The sequence below is a fragment of the Streptacidiphilus sp. MAP5-3 genome, assembly GCF_041262505.1.
Taxonomy (GTDB): Bacteria; Actinomycetota; Actinomycetes; order Streptomycetales; family Streptomycetaceae; genus Streptacidiphilus.
The window spans coordinates 25,774-43,362 of sequence record NZ_JBGCCL010000028.1 but is presented as its reverse complement, the minus strand read 5'-3'; the positions used below and the strand labels follow the sequence as shown (position 1 = coordinate 43,362).

General features: G+C 72.1%; 15 protein-coding genes and 1 pseudogene. 6 read left to right on the top strand and 10 right to left on the bottom strand.

Annotated features, from left to right (window positions below; all coding sequences use genetic code 11):
- Window positions 1-49 precede the first annotated feature (49 nt).
- The 3 genes and pseudogenes from ABH928_RS29600 to ABH928_RS29590 form a co-directional block, all read right to left on the bottom strand.
- Complete coding sequence (locus tag ABH928_RS29600) at window positions 50-1,741, bottom strand: penicillin-binding transpeptidase domain-containing protein (RefSeq protein WP_370071702.1); 1,692 nt, start codon at window positions 1,739-1,741, stop codon at window positions 50-52.
- Between the two features lie 256 nt (window positions 1,742-1,997).
- Window positions 1,998-2,921, bottom strand: coding sequence for an oxidoreductase (locus tag ABH928_RS29595; RefSeq protein ID WP_370071701.1), 924 nt, complete (start codon window positions 2,919-2,921; stop codon window positions 1,998-2,000).
- A pseudogene (locus ABH928_RS29590) lies at window positions 2,918-3,489 on the bottom strand (NADPH-dependent FMN reductase). Before ABH928_RS29590 ends, ABH928_RS29595 begins: the two are co-directional and overlap by 4 nt.
- A gap of 314 nt (window positions 3,490-3,803) precedes the next feature.
- Here ABH928_RS29590 and ABH928_RS29585 point away from each other — a divergent pair.
- From ABH928_RS29585 to ABH928_RS29575, 3 genes are read left to right on the top strand one after another with little or no spacing between them, the layout of a single operon-like run.
- Window positions 3,804-4,799, top strand: coding sequence for a hypothetical protein (locus ABH928_RS29585; protein ID WP_370071700.1), 996 nt, complete (start codon window positions 3,804-3,806; stop codon window positions 4,797-4,799).
- A 47-nt stretch (window positions 4,800-4,846) separates the two neighbouring features.
- Window positions 4,847-5,692 carry a hypothetical protein gene (locus ABH928_RS29580; RefSeq protein ID WP_370071699.1) on the top strand — a complete coding sequence of 282 codons (846 nt, stop codon included), beginning with the start codon at window positions 4,847-4,849 and terminating at the stop codon, window positions 5,690-5,692.
- Entirely contained in the window at window positions 5,661-6,506 is an 846-nt protein-coding gene (locus tag ABH928_RS29575) for an inositol monophosphatase (protein WP_370071756.1), read from the top strand. The genes ABH928_RS29580 and ABH928_RS29575 overlap by 32 nt, the downstream gene beginning before the upstream one ends.
- A gap of 169 nt (window positions 6,507-6,675) precedes the next feature.
- Here the strand turns inward: ABH928_RS29575 and ABH928_RS29570 are convergent, their stop codons facing one another.
- Window positions 6,676-7,845 carry an SLC13 family permease gene (locus ABH928_RS29570; RefSeq protein WP_370071755.1) on the bottom strand — a complete coding sequence of 390 codons (1,170 nt, stop codon included), beginning with the start codon at window positions 7,843-7,845 and terminating at the stop codon, window positions 6,676-6,678.
- A 195-nt stretch (window positions 7,846-8,040) separates the two neighbouring features.
- Here ABH928_RS29570 and ABH928_RS29565 point away from each other — a divergent pair, with 195 nt between their 5' ends.
- Window positions 8,041-14,157 (top strand): TIR domain-containing protein, encoded by a 6,117-nt coding sequence (locus ABH928_RS29565; RefSeq protein WP_370071698.1) that lies wholly within the window; start codon window positions 8,041-8,043, stop codon window positions 14,155-14,157.
- Here the strand turns inward: ABH928_RS29565 and ABH928_RS29560 are convergent.
- The 5 genes from ABH928_RS29560 to rpmB form a co-directional block, all read right to left on the bottom strand.
- Window positions 14,040-14,591 carry a winged helix-turn-helix domain-containing protein gene (locus tag ABH928_RS29560; RefSeq protein WP_370071754.1) on the bottom strand — a complete coding sequence of 184 codons (552 nt, stop codon included), beginning with the start codon at window positions 14,589-14,591 and terminating at the stop codon, window positions 14,040-14,042. The two genes, ABH928_RS29565 and ABH928_RS29560, sit on opposite strands and share 118 nt — an antisense overlap.
- A 253-nt stretch (window positions 14,592-14,844) precedes the next feature.
- Window positions 14,845-15,009 carry a 50S ribosomal protein L32 gene (rpmF, locus tag ABH928_RS29555; protein ID WP_370071697.1) on the bottom strand — a complete coding sequence of 55 codons (165 nt, stop codon included), beginning with the start codon at window positions 15,007-15,009 and terminating at the stop codon, window positions 14,845-14,847.
- Window positions 15,010-15,025: 16 nt separating this feature from the next.
- Window positions 15,026-15,334, bottom strand: a complete 309-nt coding sequence (locus tag ABH928_RS29550; protein ID WP_370071696.1) for a GTP-binding protein — start codon at window positions 15,332-15,334, stop codon at window positions 15,026-15,028.
- 97 nt (window positions 15,335-15,431) lie between these two features.
- On the bottom strand, window positions 15,432-15,737 hold the full coding sequence (gene rpsN, locus ABH928_RS29545; RefSeq protein ID WP_370071695.1) for a 30S ribosomal protein S14: 306 nt from the start codon (window positions 15,735-15,737) through the stop codon (window positions 15,432-15,434).
- A complete protein-coding gene (gene rpmB / locus ABH928_RS29540; RefSeq protein ID WP_370071694.1) occupies window positions 15,737-15,973 on the bottom strand; it encodes a 50S ribosomal protein L28 in 237 nt (78 codons plus the stop codon). Before rpmB ends, rpsN begins: the two co-directional genes overlap by 1 nt.
- Before the next feature lie 230 nt (window positions 15,974-16,203).
- Here rpmB and rpmG point away from each other — a divergent pair, with 230 nt between their 5' ends.
- Complete coding sequence (rpmG, locus tag ABH928_RS29535; protein WP_370071693.1) at window positions 16,204-16,368, top strand: 50S ribosomal protein L33; 165 nt, start codon at window positions 16,204-16,206, stop codon at window positions 16,366-16,368.
- A gap of 83 nt (window positions 16,369-16,451) precedes the next feature.
- A complete protein-coding gene (locus ABH928_RS29530; RefSeq protein WP_370071692.1) occupies window positions 16,452-16,697 on the top strand; it encodes a type B 50S ribosomal protein L31 in 246 nt (81 codons plus the stop codon).
- A 112-nt stretch (window positions 16,698-16,809) separates the two neighbouring features.
- Here ABH928_RS29530 and ABH928_RS29525 read toward each other — a convergent pair whose 3' ends face one another.
- The gene (locus ABH928_RS29525) at window positions 16,810-17,577 is read right to left on the bottom strand and encodes a class I SAM-dependent methyltransferase (RefSeq protein WP_370071691.1); all 768 of its coding nucleotides are present in this window, start codon (window positions 17,575-17,577) and stop codon (window positions 16,810-16,812) included.
- Window positions 17,578-17,589 lie beyond the last annotated feature (12 nt).

Below are 17,589 nucleotides of genomic sequence, written 5' to 3'. Positions count from 1 at the left end.
GCGGCGGCCGTACCAGGTCGTGAGCCGAGAGGCGGTTTCTGACGCGGGCTCAGCCGGCGAGCAGCACGTCGCGCGCGACGTAACCGGCCGTGAGCACACCCTCCTTGCCGCCGATGACGAGCGCGTCGACGGCGAGGTGGTTGCTGGTGTCGTACGCCGCGAACCAGCCGTTGGTGCCGGTCGCCGTCTCCGCGGTGCCGGTCTTGGCGCCACCGTTGATGCCCTGCATGCGCGGCTCGGCGGTGCCGTAGGAGGCGGTGGCCGTGACGACCATCATCTGCCGGATCTCGGCCGCGGTCGTGGCGGAGATCGGACGCTTGGCGGTCTGCTGGGGCAGGCCGGGGACGATGATCGGCTGGTGGAAGCCGGTGTCCGCGATGGTCGCGACCACCGAGGCCATGGCGAGCGTGTTCATGGTCACCTGGCCCTGCCCGATGGACTGGGCGGCGATCAGGTTGGTGCTGCCGTTCTCGTCCGGCACGTTGCCGTCGGTGGTCGGCACGCCGATGTGCCAGTCGCCGATGCCGAAGACGTCCTGGGCCTCCTCGCGCAGGTCGCCGGAGTGCAGTTTGCCGGTGGCCTCGTCGATGAACCCGGTGTTACAGGAGATCGCGAAGTCCTTGGTGAGGTCCGCGGTCGGGTCCATCTCGTTCTGGAAGTTGTGGAACGTCTGCCCGTTGATCACGGTGCTCTTGACGCAGGGGGCCTTGTCGCTCGGGAGCGCGCCCGCCTTGTCGAAGAGCGTGGCCGAGGTGATCATCTTCATCGTCGACCCGGGCGCCGCCGCACCGTTCAGCGCGGCGTCGCCGCCCCGGAAGGCCGCCGCGCGGATCTCGCCCGTGGTGTAGTCGATCGCCACCACGTCGGCGGGCATCTTGCCGATGTTGGTGTCGTTCACGGCCCGCTCGGCCGCGGCCTGGATCCCCGCGTCCAGCGTGGTCTTGATCGTCCCCGGCACCGCGGCGCGGATGGTCTTGAGCACCTTGACGGTCTTCCCGTCCGCCCCGGTGATCGCGATGCCCTCGCCCGGCGTCTGCGTCACCTTGCCCGCGTCCTCGGCCTGGAGCGCGCTGATGACACCGACCAGCGACGGGTACGCCTTGACGGTCAGCGTCGCACCGTGGCGGTCCACCACCGTGGCGGAGGTGGCCGAGATCTTGCCGTAGGTGAGCGTCTGCCCGGCCTGGAGCCCGGGGTAGAGCACGCTCGGCTGCCAGTGGATCTCCGGCTTGCCGTTGACGACGACCACGTCGGCGGAGCCCGCGTAGCTGAGGGCGTTGCCGCCGTCGATTGTGGCCGTCGCGTGGAACGTCGTGCGCACCGCGTGCGCGACCCCCGGATCGGCGGCGCCCGCGGTCACCCCGGTGAAGGCGACCTTCGTGGCGTGCAGGCCGGTGGCGTAGCCCTGGAGGGCGGACTGTGCCGCGCCGGGCTGGTCGGTGGCCTGCGCGGCGGCGGTGGTCTGCGCTCCCGCCCAGGAGGCGAGGAACTGCTGGGTGGTCGCCGCCGCCTGCGCGGCGGTGGGCGTGGTGACGGTCACGGCCGCCCGGGCCTGGTCCGCGGAGAGGTTGTCGGAGGGCTTCTTCGCGGGGCTCTGCAGCGCGAACGCGGCGGCCACGCCGCCCGCACCGACCAGGGCCACACCGGCCACCGCGCCGATGACCCATTTCCTGCTGCTCCGCCGCCGGGAACCAGGGGCCTCCTGACCCGGCCACATGGGCATGTCGGGATCGCGCTGCATGATCTCCCCGGGAGCTGGACGCGGCCCTCGGCCCGGAACTCGGACGAGCCCGGCCTGCCGCGCGGCGGATGGACGAAGTGGAGCGTGGAGATCGTATGGGACCTGTCGCAACGATCTGAGCCCGGGCCCGTATTGTGGACGGACTGTTACACGTCGCTCACGTAAGCGTCGTGCACCATACCCACCACGGACGCCCTGTCGTCTGCCGACTCCCACGCATTCCAGGCACTAGGGAAACGCTCCTGCGCCCGGAAAGTCACGGCTGCCCGCCCGGGAAGCGACGGGACAGCGCCGCCCGGGCCTCGGTGTCCAGCGCGACCTGGGCGGTGGCGAGGTTCTCGGCGAGATGACCGCGTGAACGGGTGCCGGCGATCAGCAGGATGTTCGGCGCCAGGTCGAGCAGCCAGGCGAGGGCGGTCTGCACCGGGGTGGCCCGCAGCCGTTCGGCCACCGCCGTGAGCACCGGGTCGGCCAGCAGCCCGTGCTGTTCGCCGCGCGGCCAGCCCAGCGGGCAGAACGGCACGAACGCGATGCCGCGGTCCGTGCACTCCTGCAGCACGTCGCGCGAGCCCTGGTCCGCCAGGTTGAAGAGGTTCTGGACGCAGACGATCTCCGTCCGGTCCACCGCGCGGAGCAGGTGCGCCCGCGAGATGTTGCTGAGGCCGATCCCGTCGATCAGGCCCTCGTCGCGGGCCCGGACCATCGCCTCCACCTGGGCGTCGAACCTGCTGCCGGGCGCGGCGGACCGGTCGACCATGCGCAGGTTGACCGCGGCCAGGCGGTCGACACCCAGGGTGGCGAGGTTCTCCTCGATGCCCAGGCGGAGCTGGTCCGGCTCGTCGAAGGGCAGGATCGCGCCGTTCTCGTCGCGGCGGGCCGCGACCTTGCTGACCAGGGCCAAGTCGGCCGGGTAGGGGTGCAGCGCCTCGCGGATCAGCTCGTTGACGACGCCGGGCCCGTAGTACTGCGCGGTGTCGATGTGGTTGACGCCACCCGCGACGGCGGCGCGCAGCACCCGCAGTGCCTCGTCGCGGTCGCGCGGCGGCCCGAAGACGTTGTCGCCCGCGAGCTGCATCGCGCCGTAGCCGATCCGGCGCACCTGCCACGGACCGATCCCGAACGACCCTGCGGCGTCCATTCGCTGTGCGGCAGCGGCGGCTCCGGCCTCGGGGGAGCTCATCGGGACCCCTCGCGCAGCGTTCGCATCGCCGTCGACCAGGCCTCGAGCTGGTCGAACAGCCTGACCGTGACGGCGTCGTGGTGCCCGCCGGGCTTGAAGAGCTGGAGGTTCTCGAAGTCCGTGAACAGCGAGCGCACAACTGGGCGTTGACGTGTGCGAGTTGGACCGCGGTGGCGACACCGCGCAGGTGCTCGACCGCGCGCACGCCGCCGACCGTCCCGTAGGAGACGAAGGCGGCGGCCTTGTTGTTCCACTCCGCGTAGGCGAAGTCGATCGCGTTCTTGAGTACGCCGGGGATGGAGTGGTTGTACTCGGGCGTCACGAAGACGTACCCGTCGTACTCGGCGATCTTGGCGGCCCAGGACTTGGTGTGCTCGCCCTGGTACTGCCCCATCGAGGGCGGCATGGGCTCGTCCATGTAGGGCAGCGGCCAGTCGGCCAGGTCGACCAGCTCGTACTCCGCGCCGGTGCGCGCGCCCGCCCGGTCGACGATCCAGTCGGCGACGGCCTTCCCGTTGCGGCCGGGGCGGGTGGAACCAAGGATCACGGCGATCTTGAGCGTGCTCATGTCGAACGCTCCCTTCGGTGATTCGGCTGAACGGGACGGACTCCTGCGACTCCTACGACTTGAACCTTCAAGTTCGACCCTAGACCGTTCAACTTGAAGCTTCAAGTCATATTTTCGACGAGCTGTCGCGCACAGCACGCGCACATCCCGAGCGTTGCGCGTGATCGGTCCCCTGCGGGATGCTCATGCCAAGCAGTGTCGGGACGAACCATCTGCGCGAACTCGACCCGCTGCCGGGCGAATTGGGCACGACTGGGTACGACTGGGTACGACTGGGTCCGACCGGAAGCAGTGCCGGGCACCTGAGGGGGACGATGGCAACCGAGCAACACAGCGCCGAACAGCAGCGGGTGGAACAGCAGAGCCTGGAGGAGCGCAGTCGGGTCGAGCGCGCCGTGATGTGGGCGCTGCACAACCTCGACGGCCTGGTCGGGTTGGGCGTCGCGGTCGTCGTCGGCCTGCTCGACATCTTCTCCAACAACCTGAGCAGCTCGGTCACCTCGGGCTCGATCCTGCTGGTCCTGGCCTCGCTGGTGTACGCCTCGCTCGCGGAGCGCAAGCGGCGCACCGTGGACATGCGGCGGGCCCTGACCGAGACCCGGCTGGCCATCAGCGACACGGCGATGGTGCGGTCGTTGTCCGGCCCCGACGTCGAGGAGGCGCTGCGCCGTGCGCGCGCCGACACCAAACGCTGGTGGTTCCGCGGTGGCACCGGCACCTACCTGCGGGCCGTGACACTGCCTGAGTGCGTGCGCGAGGCGCAGCGGACGCGGCGCCCACTCGAGGTGAAGGTGAACATCATCGACCCCTCCGACGAGGCGGCCTGCCGGACCTATGCGCACTTCCGCAGGACGCACGCGGATCCGCGCGACATCGGCACCGAGCGGGAGTGGACCGAGGACCGGGCCCGCAAGGAGGCCTGTGCGACGGTGCTGGCCGCCTGCTGGTACCGGCAGTGGACCAACGAGATGGAGATCGACGTCTACCTGTCGTCGGTGGCGCCCTCGCTCCGCTTCGACCTCTCCGATTCCTGCCTGGTGATCACCCAGGACGACCCGCGGCGCATCAGCCTCCGCGTGGACCGGGACCGTGCGCTCTACGACTACTACGTCACCGAGCTCCGGCTCTCCTGCGACCAGGCCCGGCGGCTCGATCTGAAAGCGCCCGAGCAGCTGTCCCAGGAGCCGACCGTGTCCGAGGTCCAGCAGTTCTTCCGCGCCGTCGACCTGCCCCTGCCGATGTCCTGGTCGGACGCGGAGGTGCGCGAGATCGTCGACAGGGCCCTGCACCCGGAGAACCCGTACTCCTGACAGCTGCGCACCTGACGGCCGATCAGTCAACGCCACCGGAGCGATGGATGATGGACAGCGGCTCGGACTACCCGACCCTGGAACGGGCGGCGCAGCGCGGCGAGACCGCCTGCCTCCTGGGCTACGCCCGCGCGGCCCTCGAAGCGGTGGTCCAGGGCCGCACCCGACTCCGGGCGGTGGTACACCCGCTGGGCTTCGTCTGCCTCCCGGTACTGCGCGAGGGCGGGGACGGCGTCTGCGTCCACCTGCACGGCGGGTCGTCGGCGGGCGGCGGCTCGTCCGGAGGCGGCGGGTCGTCGGGGGGTGGCGGCCGACCCGGGACCGGCGCGCTGACGACCTCGGCGATCCACGCGCACAGCTGGGACCTGATCAGCTGCGTACTCTTCGGCGCGATAGGGAACGTACCGGTACGGGTGGTCGACGAGGAGCGCCGGCCGACCCACCGGATCTTCGCCGTGGCCAGCACGCCCGACGGGGTCGACGACCTGCGGCCGACGGCACGTCTGGTGCGCTTCAGCGCCGAGCCGGTGCGGGAGCACGGCCCCGAACAGATCTTCACCATGGCCGCGGGCGAGTTCCACAGCACTGTGGGCGTCTCCGGGGAGTCCGACGGGGCCAGTGCCACCGTCGTGCTCGGCCGGTCCGTCGAGGATGCCGTGGATCTGGCCCTCGGGCCACTGCACGGTCTGCCGCACCGGGTGGAGCGCCGAAGACTGGCTCCGGCCCGGTCGGCTGACATCGCTCGAGGGGTTCTCAGGAGGATGGATGAGTCCGCATCACGCCCCACGGCACGACCCGCTCCCCGTCCTCGGCCCAGACCGGGCCGTCCCGAGCGCGGCCCACGCTCCGGTACCGGAGCCGATCCCGGCACTCCTCCCGGCCTATGCGGATGAGCAGCACACCGCGGTCGCGGCGGCGCGGGCGGCGGGCAGACTGCTGCGCCGACGGCTCGGCAGCGGCTTAGGCGCCTGTGCCGTCCATCCCAAGGGCGACCGCGGCGACGTGGTCACCGATCTGGACCTGGCGGCGGAGGAGCTGATCGTCGCCCGACTCCAGGCCCGGTACCCGGCCGACCGGATCGTCTCCGAGGAGGCGGGCGTCCTCGAGAACGCCGGAACGGACGCCCGAAGGACCTGGCTGGTCGATCCGCTGGACGGCACCAACAACGTCGCGATCGGACTGCCGGTGTGGAGCGTCGGCATCGCCCTGTGCGTGGCGGACAGACCGGTGGTGGGTGTCGTCCACGATCCGGTCCTGGGCCGCACCTGGAGCGCGCGGCTGGGCGGCGGAGCCCAGGGGCCGGACGGACCCATGACCGGCCCTCCCCCGCGTCCGTCCGTGCGAGCTGCCGCCGGACCGCTGCTCGCGTGGACGCAGGGCTACGCCGTCGGCCGGGGCGAGGAGCGCGCGAGCGCGCTCAAGGGGGCGCTGGAGCTGCGGGCACGCCGCCTGCTCCAGCTGTGGGCACCGCTGTCCGCATGGGCGCTGCTCGCCGGCGGCACCATCGACGGCTTCGTGGGCTACCGCAGCGAGTACGTCGACCTACCGGCGGGGCTGCTGCTCGCCCTGGAGGCGGGCGTGGACGTGCGCGGCTTCGACGGCACGCCGTTCGCGGACCGCCTGGGGCCGGGCGCGGAGCTCAGCTTTGTCGCCGGGCGGCGGGAAGTGGTGGACGAGCTGCTGGCGTTGGTCGCTGCGCAGGGGTGAGGTCTTCGATCCCGCAGGTGGTGGCAACTCCCAGGGGCGCGGGGAACTGCGCGACAAGCCACCCACGCAGGTGGCAGGCCGAACCGTCAGGGCCATCCGCACAGGGTGGTTGTTCGCGCGCGCAGTTGATCAAGCAGAGGCCCGCGCCCTGAGTAGTGCAACTGTCTGCTCAGCCCACGGCTGTAAGCGCCAGCGTCGCGGCGGCGACCGTGCCGATCGCCAGCGCTGTGCCGGTGAGCATGAAGGTCCGCAGGGGGATCCGGACGCCGAAGGCGCGGCAGCGTTCGAACCAGAGGAGGATCGCCAGGGAGGCCCACGGGGTGATCACGGGGCCGACGTTGGTGCCGATCAGCAGGCCCAGCAGCTGGAGGTGGTTGGCCGTGGGCACCACCGACTCTCCCGCCAGGTAGACCGGCAGGTTGTTCAGCACGTTCGACAGCCCGCCGCCGACGGCCGAGGCGCGCAGGACCCCGCCGGTGCCGCCGTCGGAACCGATCGCCGCGGCGAGCACCTGGTGCAGGCCGTGCGCGTCGAGCGTCTCGACGACCAGGAACATGCCCGGCACCATGATCAGCAGCCGCCAGGGGATCAGCGAGAGCCGCAGCTCCTGCCGCCGGCGCACCGCGAAAGCCGCCACGACCAGCAGCGCGGCAGCGGTGGAAGCCATCCACAGCGACACCGCGCCGGTCAGCACGGTGACGAGGAATCCCGCCGTGGCCACGGCGCAGATCCGGAACAGGAGAGGGTCTCCTGGCCGGTGGTCCGGCGGCGGGGTGTAGCTCCCGGCGTCCGCGCCTCGTCGGCGGCGGCGCCAGAAGAACCACCACAGCAGCGCCATGGTCACCGCGACCGAGGCCAGTTCGGGCAGCCACATCACCCAGACCAGGCCCAGCGGGGAGAGCGCGACCCGGTTGGCGGCCAGCAGGTTGGTCAGGTTGGACGCGGGCAGCAGCAGGCTGGCGGTGTTGGCCAGCCAGACCGTGGTCATCGCCAGCGGCACCGGCGGGATCCGGACCCGGGTGGCCAGGGCCAGCATGACCGGCGTCAGCAGCACGGCGGTGGTGTCGAGGTTGAGCGCCACCGTGGTCGCCGAGGCGAACAGCACGCAGAGCACGAAGAGCCGTACGTAGCTGCCCCCGCCCCACCGCGCGACGCGGGTGGCGAGGACGTCGAAGACCTCGGCCTTGGAGGTCAGTTCGGCCAGCAGGATGACCGAGGCGAGGAAGCCGAGCAGTGGTGCGATGCGCTGCATCGCGTCCCAGGCGGACGCGTGCGGCAGCAGGCCGGTGACGACGGCCACCAGGCCGCCCGCGAGCAGGCCGAGCGCCAGCCAGTCCAGCGGATGCAGCCGGCCCCGAGGGGTCGGGACGGAACGGCCGGAGGACGGGTCGGGCTTCCGGTCCTCGACATCACCCGGGCCTGGCGTCCCCACGCCCCGAGAATCCGTCACTTCCGCATCCACGTCAACAGAGATTACGTCACCAATCGCTCACGATCCGCCACCGCGGACGGCGGCCGGATCTACCATTCTCCCATGGCGAACAGTGATTCGGCCCCGTTCGACTTCTTCATCAGCTACTCGCCCGCCGACGAACGGTGGGCGGCCTGGATCGCCTGGACCTTGGAGGAGGCCGGTCACCGCACGCTGCTCCAGGCCTGGGACTTCGTCCCCGGCACCGACTTCATCGACTTCATGGACCGCGGGGTCACCGAGTCGACGGCCGTGATCGCCGTGCTGTCGGACCACTACAAGAACTCGACGTACGGGCGGATGGAGTGGCAGGCCGCGCTGCGCTCCTCACCGCAGCCGCCCAACCCGCGACTACTCACCGTGCGTGTGGCCGACACCACAGTCGAAGGACTGCTCGCCACCATCACCTACATCGACCTGGTCGGCGTGCAGGACGCCGCCGCGGCCAAGGACCTGCTGCTCACCCGGATCGAGAGCACCGTGACCGGCCGGTCCCGGCCCGAGGAGCGACCGCAGTTCCCCGGCGACCCGGCCGGGCCCGGTCTGCCGGGCCTGCCCGACGTCTCCGGCGTCTCCGGTCTCTCCGGCCCGCGCACGGCGTCCATACCGTCGCAGCGCGGACCCTCGCAGCGCAGCCCCTTCGGCGGGCTGGGCTGGGGAGGCCGCCGGCGTCCCACCGTCGCGCCGCGCTATCCGGCCGCGCCGCACACCGCACGTGAGGGCGAGACGCTGACCGTGCTGCATCTGGCCGGTCCCGCCTTCGGGCGGGGTCAGGAGCCGGACACGCTGCGGGCCGCGATCTGGAGCGACCTGGTCGAGCTGACCGACAGCGGCGCGCCCGCACCGGACCTGGTCGTCGTCACCGGAGACCTCACCGCCTCCGGAAGCCCGCGCGAGTGCGAGCAGGCGCTGGACTTCCTCACCAAGCTGCGCTCCCGGCTCGCCCTGGAACCGCAGCGGCTGGCCGTCGTCCCGGGCGGCCACGACGTGAGCCAGGCCGCGTGCCGGGCGTACTTCCACAGCTGCGAGGCGGACGAGATCCATCCGCGTGCGCCGTACTGGCCCAAGTGGCGCCACTACACCCGGCTCTTCCAGGAGCTCTACCAGGGCCTCGACCTGGTCTTCGACGCCGACCAGCCGTGGTCGCTCTTCCCCGTGCCCGACCTGCACACGGTCGTGGCGGGCTTCAACTCCTCGATGGCGTACAGCCATCGGACCGAGGAGCAGTTCGGCAGTCTCGGCAACGAGCAGATCACCTGGTTCGCCCAGGCACTGCGCCCCTACCAGGACGCGGGCTGGCTGCGGATCGGCGCGGTCCGGCATCCGCTGGACCAGGCGCCGCGTCCGCGTCGTGAGGCGCTGCGGGACAGCGACCTGTTCCTGCGCCTGGCCGCGCCGCGGCTCAACCTGCTGCTGCACGGCCCCGACACCGCCCCGGACGCCGGGACGCCGCACCGGATCGCGGTCACCGGTGGCGAGTTGCTGGTGCTCGGCGCGAAGAACCCCGCCGAGCGCCGGCTGATCCAGCTCAGCGCCGACGGCCTGCGCTGCCGCCAGGCCGGATCGGACACCGTCGACCTGTCGGCCCGCTGGAGCCGCGCGGAGACGGCCTTCCCGCCCGCCGGGCACGGCACCGACAGCGCGGCGGGCACGGACGACGGCGACAGCGCCGACGGCGCCGAGGCTGCGGACGACACGCCCGCGACGGAGGCCGGGCCGACCGCGTCGTCCGGGCCGTTCGGCGGCCAGGGTTTCGGCGGCCAGGGTGCGGCGCGGGAGCCGCGGACCGTGGCCGCGCCGGTGGACGAACTGCTGGACCGGATCGCCGAGGTCTGCCGCACCCGCCACGACTCGGTGACGCTGCGTCGGCTGCGCGGCACACCGCCGCAACTGCTGGCCACCTGGCAGGAGTCCGGCTTCGTCCGCCAGGAGCGCATCGCCGCCGTCGTCGGCACCCCGGGTCCGGACCTGGTCGAGGCCTTCGCTGACCAGGTCCGCGCCTCGGGCACGGAGCCGGACGCCGAGCTGGTCCATCTCGGCCCGCCCCCCGCGCCCGAACTGCGGGACCGGGCCCGGCGGTTGGGTGTCCGGATCCGCAGTTTCACCGAGTTCCAGGGGCTGTTGGACCTGCGCGAGTACACCCGTGCGCAGACCGAGCGGCTGCTGCGCGACCTCCGGTACCCGCCCCACCTCTACCTGCCGCAGCGCTACCGGGAGACCGCGCCCGCCGGAGGCGTGGAGTACCCGGACCTGATCGGCGACCTGATCCGGCTGCTCGACACCGACCACGGCCGGTTCCTGCTGCTGCTGGGCGACTTCGGGCACGGAAAGACCTTTGCTCTGCACGAGCTGGCCCGGCGGCTGCCGGAGGAGCTCCCGCACATCACCCCGCTGCTGATCGACCTCGGCACCCTCGACAAGGCCTACACCCTGGACGGGCTGGTCGCCGCCCATCTGGCCGCCCACGGCGTCGACACCATCGAGCTGCGCGCCTTCCGCTACATGCTGCGGCAGGGCCGGATCATCCTGCTCTTCGACGGCTTCGACGAGTTGGTCAACCAGATCAGCTACGACCGCGCCGCGGACCACCTGCAGATCCTGCTCGACGCGGCCACCGACAACGCCAAGATCGTCGTCAGCAGCCGCACCCAGCACTTCAAGTCCCAGGCTCAGGTGCTGACCGCGCTCGGCGAGCGGGTCGGACTGCTGCCGCAGCGACGCGTGATGCAGTTGGAGTCCTTCAACGAGCAGCAGATCCGCCGCTATCTGGAGAACCGCTACGGCGACGCCCAGGCGGCCGACGACCGGATGCGGCTGCTGCACGGCATCCCGGACCTGCTGGCCCTGTGCGGCAACCCGCGCCTGCTCAGCTTCGTCTCCCAGCTGGACGAGGAGCGGCTGCGCGCCGTGGCCGGGGCGGGCCGGGCGCTGAGCGCCGCCGGCCTCTACCAGGAGGTCTTCGACGCCTGGCTGCAGTACGAGCGCGAGCGCGTCAGCGTCCCGGGCGCGCCACCAGGACTGACGATCGATCAGCTCTGGCACGCCGCTTCGGCGCTGGCGGTGCGACTGTGGGAGACCGGCCGGACCTCGCTGCGGATGGACGAACTCACCGACATCGCCGAGATACTGAGCACACTCACCGAGCACCGCCTCTCGGTCCCGCACGCGGCGCATGCGATGGGCTCCGGCACCCTGCTGATCCGCTCGCCCGAGGGAACCTTCCACTTCATCCACCGCTCGGTGGCCGACTGGCTGGTCGCCAGGGAGGCGGCGGCGCGACTGGCGGGCGGCGACCACGAGTTGCTGGAGCACCGGGTGCTCAGCCAGCTGACGGTGGAGTTCCTCTGCGATCTGGCGGATCGTCAGGACTGCCTGACCTGGGCCCAGTCGGTGTTGCGGGACACCGGGACGGACGAGCGGCCCGCTACGGCGACTGCCGCAGCCGACGCTGCCGACCCCGGCGAACGCTCCGCCGTCGCCCGGGCCAACGCCGCCAGGGTGATCAGCCGCCTGCGCATACCCGCCCACACCGATCTGCGCGGCGCGCGGCTCGTCGGCGAGGACCTGTCGCACCGCGACTTCACCGGCGTCGACCTGACCGGGGCCGACCTGTCCGACGCCCGGCTGGACGGCGCCAACTTCAAGGGCGCCCGGCTGCGCGACGCCCGGCTGGTCGGCACCACCATGGACGGCACCCGGCTCACCGACGCCGACCTCACCGGCGCCGACCTGCGCCGCTCCCGCCTCGGCCGCAGCGATCTGAGCGGCGCCCAGCTGACCGGCAGCCGCTGGAACCGCGCGTCGCTGATCGACTGCCGGGCCGACCGCCCGCTGACCGAACTGCCGGAGCTGGCCACGGCCGCGATCAGCCCGGGCATGCCGGTCGAGGTCGGGCTGCGGCCCGCCAAGGTCGGCGTCCCCTACGGCTTCGGCTCGAACGTCGCCCGCCTGCCCGAGCCGCTCACCTACGCGCCCGACGGCGAGTTGCTGGCGATCGGCAACGAGGACGGCAGTGTGCTGGTCTGCGACGCGGGGACCGGTGCCGCGCTGCGCACGCTGTCCGGGCACACCGGCCGGGTCTACTCGGTCAAGTTCCGCCCCACGGTGCTGGCGACGGGCGCCTCCGACGGCACCGTCCGGCTCTGGGACCCGGTCACCGGCGCCTGCCTGCACCGGCTCGACGTGCACCCCGACGGCGTCTGGCCGGTCACCCTGGACCAGTCGGGCACCCTGCTCGCCACCGGCGACCCGACCGGCGCGGTGACGCTGTGGGACGTGGCCACCGGCACCGTCCGGCTCAAGCTGCCCGGCCACGGCAAGCTGACCCTGACCGCCCAGTTCAGCGCGGACGGACGGCTGTTGGCGCTCGGCGACGCCAGCTCCAGGCTGACGGTGTGGGACACCACCGACGGACGACGGCTGGCGAGCCTGGAAGACCACGACGGCACGGTCTACCGGGCCAGGTTCAGCCCAGACGGCCGCCTGCTGGCCACCGGCGACCAGGGCATCGGCGTCTCCCCACGCAGCGGACGCGGACGGAACGGCAACGTCCGGGTCTGGTCCACGGAGGACTGGAGCCTGCTGCACCACTTCACCGGCCACCCCGGCCGCGTCTACACCCTCGACTTCCACCCCTCCGGCACGCTGCTGGCCAGCGGCGACACGGCGGGCAGCGTCCGGGTGTGGGACCTGGTCTCCGGCCGACCGGCGGGGGTGGGGGTCGGCTGCGTCGGCTCCGTCTACCAGGTCAGCTTCTCGCCGGACGGCGGCCTGCTCGCGGCGGGCGACAGCACCGGCCTGGTGCGGACCTGGCAGTCCCCGGAGCCCGTCGGCCCCGGTGTCACCTCCGTCAGCCCGCGCTCCGAGCGAGACCCGGACCTGCCCCCCGACCTGCCGCTCAGCCCGCTCCCGCACCAGCCGCCGCAGCACCGCGGCTCGGTCTGGGTCTGCCGGTTCCGTCCGCCGACCGAGGGCGAACCCGCCGGAGCCGGACCGGTCCTGGTCACGCTCGCCAACGACGGGGCGGTGCGGCTCTGGGACACCGCGACCAGCCGCAGCCGCCGGATCCTCAACGGCCACGGCCGCAAGGTCTTCTCACTCACCTACAGCCCCGACGGCTCCCTGCTCGCCGTCGCGGGCAACGACGGCCGGATCCGGGTGTGGAACACGGCGACCGGTGTGCTCACCTCGACGCTGCGGGGCAACAACGACCAGCTGGTCTCCGCCGTCTTCGGCCCCATCGACGCGCTGCTGGCCACGGCAAGCAACGACGGCGACGTCTACCTGTGGAACGCGGTCACCGGCGAGTTCCAGCGCGAGATCGACGCCGAGACCGACCACACTTGGGCCGAGGCCTTCGACGCGACCGGCGACATCCTGGCCACGGCCAACGACGACGACTCGGTCCAGCTCTGGTACCGGACCACGGGCGCGCGGGTGACGTCGCTCGCCCAGCACCAGGGCCGGGTCCGGTCCATCGCGTTCAGCCCCGACGGCCGCCACGTCGTCACCGGCGCGGACGACCGGCTGGTCCGGGTGTGGGACCTCCAGGGCGAACTCGTCGCCGAACTCGCGGGGCACACCGACCGCGTCTACACCGTGGTCTTCGGGACCTTCGGCAGCGACGACGGCCGCGACGGCGGCGGACCCTCGGGCGAGGTCTCGGCTGGCCACTGGATGGCCAGCGCCTCCTGGGACGGCACCGCCGTCGTCTGGCGCGACGGCGAGCCGGTGCACCGGCTGCGAGGCCACGCCGGGGCGATCTGGACCGCCGCCGCGCACCCGAGTCTCCCGCTGCTGGCCACGGCCGGCGACGACGGGGTGGTCCGCCTCTGGGACGTCCGCACGGGCACACTGCTCCATACCCTCACCGGCCCGGTGGGACGCGTGCTGACGCTCTCCTTCCGCCCCGACGGCGGTCAGTTGGCGGCGGGCGGCGAGGACGGCACGATCCGGCTGTGGTCCGTCGAGCCGGACGCGACGACGGCACCGGTGCCGCAGGCCACGCTGATCGGCGCGGCCGAGGGCTGGGCCATGTTCACCCCGTCGGGACGCTACAAGCATCAGGGGTCCACGGCGGGCGAGTTCTGGCAGGTGATCGGCATGAGCCGGTTCGAGCCCGGCGAGTTGGACCGCCACCTCCCGAGCGCCGCCCAACTCCCGCTGGACCAGCCGCTCTGAGCACGCCGAGGAACGTGGGCACGCAAAAGCCCCGGCCGAGCACGACGGCCGGGGCGGCCCCCGCCCACTGGGCGCGGGCGGGCGTTCCGCATTCCATGCTGCCGAATCCGCCCGGTGGGGCGGTACCTCCGTCCGGTGGCAGGCCCACCGCCGAACGGAGGAACCGGCGACCGACCTGTCCCCGCCTCCTCCGCCGAACGGCGGAGTGATGCGCTTGGACGTGGTGGACTGCTCCGTTCGTTCAGGTGGGTGCGGGTTCGTACGTGTAGCCGACGCCGCGCACGGTCACGAGCAACTCCCGGTGGGCGTCGCCGAGCTTGTGCCGCCAGGCGGGTCATGTGGACGTCTATGGTCCGGCCGCCGCCGACGTCGGGCTGCTGCCACACCGCATGGAGCAACTGCGCCCGCGAGAAGACCTGCTGGGGACGGCCCACCAGGTGGGCCAGCAGGTCGAACTCACGCCGCGTCAACTCCAGCGCCCGGCTCCCGGCCCAGGCCGTCCGGCGGCCCGGGTCGATGACGACGACGCCGCCGGTGGGCCGGGTCGGGTCGGGGCCGAGGTCAGGCGGCCCGGGCCAGGGGCGGGCGGCTTCCGCTGCGGCGTTGCGGCGGCAGGGACTGCTGCACAGGCCACGGTGGTGACGGGCTCGGACCCGCAGGTAGCTCACGGACACACGGACCTCCTTCTCAGGGCTTCAACAGCCCACGCTGGTAGGCCTTGACGAGGTGCTGCGGCACCAGGTGCTCCTGGCCGTCCACGGTGATCGGGACGAGCTGCGGGACGGTCGCCTTCCACTGGGCCCGGCGGTGCCGGGTGTTGCTACGGGACATCTTGCGCTTGGGCACGGCCATCTGGTCGTTCCTTCGTTCATTGGAAGAGTGGTGACAGATCGTCAGGTAGCGGGTCAGGTGACGGGTCGAGGAGGTCCTCGAAGGCGTCGGGCAGCGCCTTCCAGCCGGACTCGCCGGCGCCCAACTCCTCGTCGGTGAGCAGGCAGGAGTCGAGCAGCTCGACAATGCCCTCGGCGTCGAGCCCGGCGGCTGTGAAGACCAGCTGCTGGATCCGGTCCCCGTACGTGGGATGCCACTCCAGCGCGGCTGTCGCGCGGCGCTGCGGCGGATACAGCTCCCATTGGTCGTCGTCGAGAGCCGCCAGCCAGGGGCCGCGCTCCTCCATGGGGACCAGCGCCGCACCTCGGCGTGCAGCCCGGCCACCACCACGACCGGGAGCAGGGCACCGCCGTCCCTGGGCGCTCGCGCCGTCGAGTCCCCCGTCACCAGCTGGACTTCCGCAGGCCCGGCAGCTGGCCCGCGTGGGCCATGGTGCGCAGGTTGATCCGGGACAGGCCGAACGCCCCCTGGTAGCCGCGCGGGCGGCCGTCCACGGCGTCGCGGTTGCGGACGCGCGTGGCGCTCGCGTCGCGGGGCTGCCGCGCCAACTCGCGCTGGGCGGCGGCGCGCTCGTCCTCGCTGCTGCGCGGGGAGGCGATGATCTTCTTCAGCTCCGTCCGGCGCTCGGCGTAGCGGGCGACGATCACGCGGCGCTGCTCGTTCTTGGCGATCTTGCTTGCCTTGGCCATCAGACGCGCACCCCCTGGGAGCGAAGGCGGGCGACGGCCTTCTCGATGCCGATCTTGTCGACGGTCTTGATGCCCTTGGTGCTCAGCGTGAGCCGGACGAACCGGCCCTCGCTCGGCAGCCAGTAGCGCTTGTGCTGGATGTTGGGGTCGAAACGGCGCTTGGTGCGCCGGTGCGAGTGCGAGATCGAGTGACCGAAGCCGGGCTTGCGGCCGGTCAACTGGCAGTGGGCGGACACGGTGGGTCTCCCCGGAGCTGGCGTGGCGGACAGGACCGAGCACCCGGTCGACGGCGGGAATACGCGACGGCGGGCGGGCGTTCTGACGGTACACTAAATGAAAATGACTTCCATTTCACTCCGATGGACAGCCCACCGGAGTGACACCGAGAGATCCGGAGTGAGCCGGACCGGTCCGGAGTGATCCGGACAGGCACCGGCCACCGTCCCCGACTGGAGAACCGCCGACCATGGCACGCAACGAACTCCGCCCGATCATCAAGCTCCGTTCCACCGCCGGAACCGGCTACACCTACGTCACCCGCAAGAACCGCCGCAACGACCCCGACCGCGTGGTCCTGCGCAAGTACGACCCGGTCCTCGGCCGCCACACCGAGTTCCGCGAGGAGCGCTGAGCGCGAGCCGGAACGTCCCGTCACCACCCGGCAACCCGCAACGCGCCACCACCCAGCAGCCCGCTACCGAGAGGCACAGCCCCATGAAGCCCGGAATCCACCCCGCCTACCGCCCCGTCGTCTTCCGCGACCGCGCGGGCGACGTCGCGTTCCTGACCCGCTCCACGATCGCGAGCACCAAGACCGTCGAGTGGGAGGACGGCAACACCTACCCCGTCGTCGACGTCGAGATCTCGTCGGCGAGCCACCCCTTCTACACCGGCAACGCCCGCGTGATGGACACCGCCGGTCGCGTCGAGCGCTTCGAGCGCCGCTACGGGCGCAGGTGAACCTCACCCAACCGTGATGCTTCGGCGCCCACCGAAGCATCACGGCCCTGCCGTCGGGCGCATGGACACCCTGTCACCTGCGCAGTTGCACTGAAGCTGCCGAGGCCGCCCGTCACTTGATCACATCGAGCAGCGTGATCCCCAACCACGGGCCGCCGTACCAGTAGGCCGGACCGAGCGGGCGCAGCGTCGCCTGCGCCAGGTGCGCGTGCCGCAGGTGCTCGGCGTACTTCCTGGCCATCGGCCAGAAGTCCGCGACCAGCAGCCGACCGCCGGGACGGAGCACGCGCACGGCCTCGTCGAGCGCGCGGTACCGGTCTTCGTCCGCCGGGATGTTGTGAATCACCAGCGCGCTCGTCACGACGTCGAAGGAGGCGTCCGCGAAAGGCAGGGCGGTGATGTCGGCGGTGTGCACCTCGACCCGGTCCAGGACCCCGGCCGCGGACGCGTTGGCACGGGTGGCGTCGGGGGTGTTGCCGCTCTGGTCCTTGCCCAGCCACAGGTCCGCGCCGACGGCGCGCCCCTCGGGCAGCCGCCGGGCCGCGGCGATCAGCACCGCGCCACGGCCGCAGCCGAGGTCCAGCAGCTGCTCGTGGCCCTTCAGCCCGATCCGGTCCAGTTCGCTTTCCCAGACGCGCAGTTTGCCGCGCAGCGTGGTGTGCAGGTAGACGCCGGTGCTGGCGAGCAGCACCGCGCCGGTGGCAGCCGTCGCGGCGCGTCCCTTGCGCCACCGCGTGGCGGCCAGGAGGGACGCGGTGCCGAGGGCGGCGATCGCGGCGGGGAAGGCGGGCGCGTCGACGCCGTAGCGTGGCCGGTCGAGGCGCGGCAGTGGCGGGTCGTTCAGCTTTTCGTTCTCGGGCACAGTCTCGTTCTCGGACATGCCCGCAGTGTC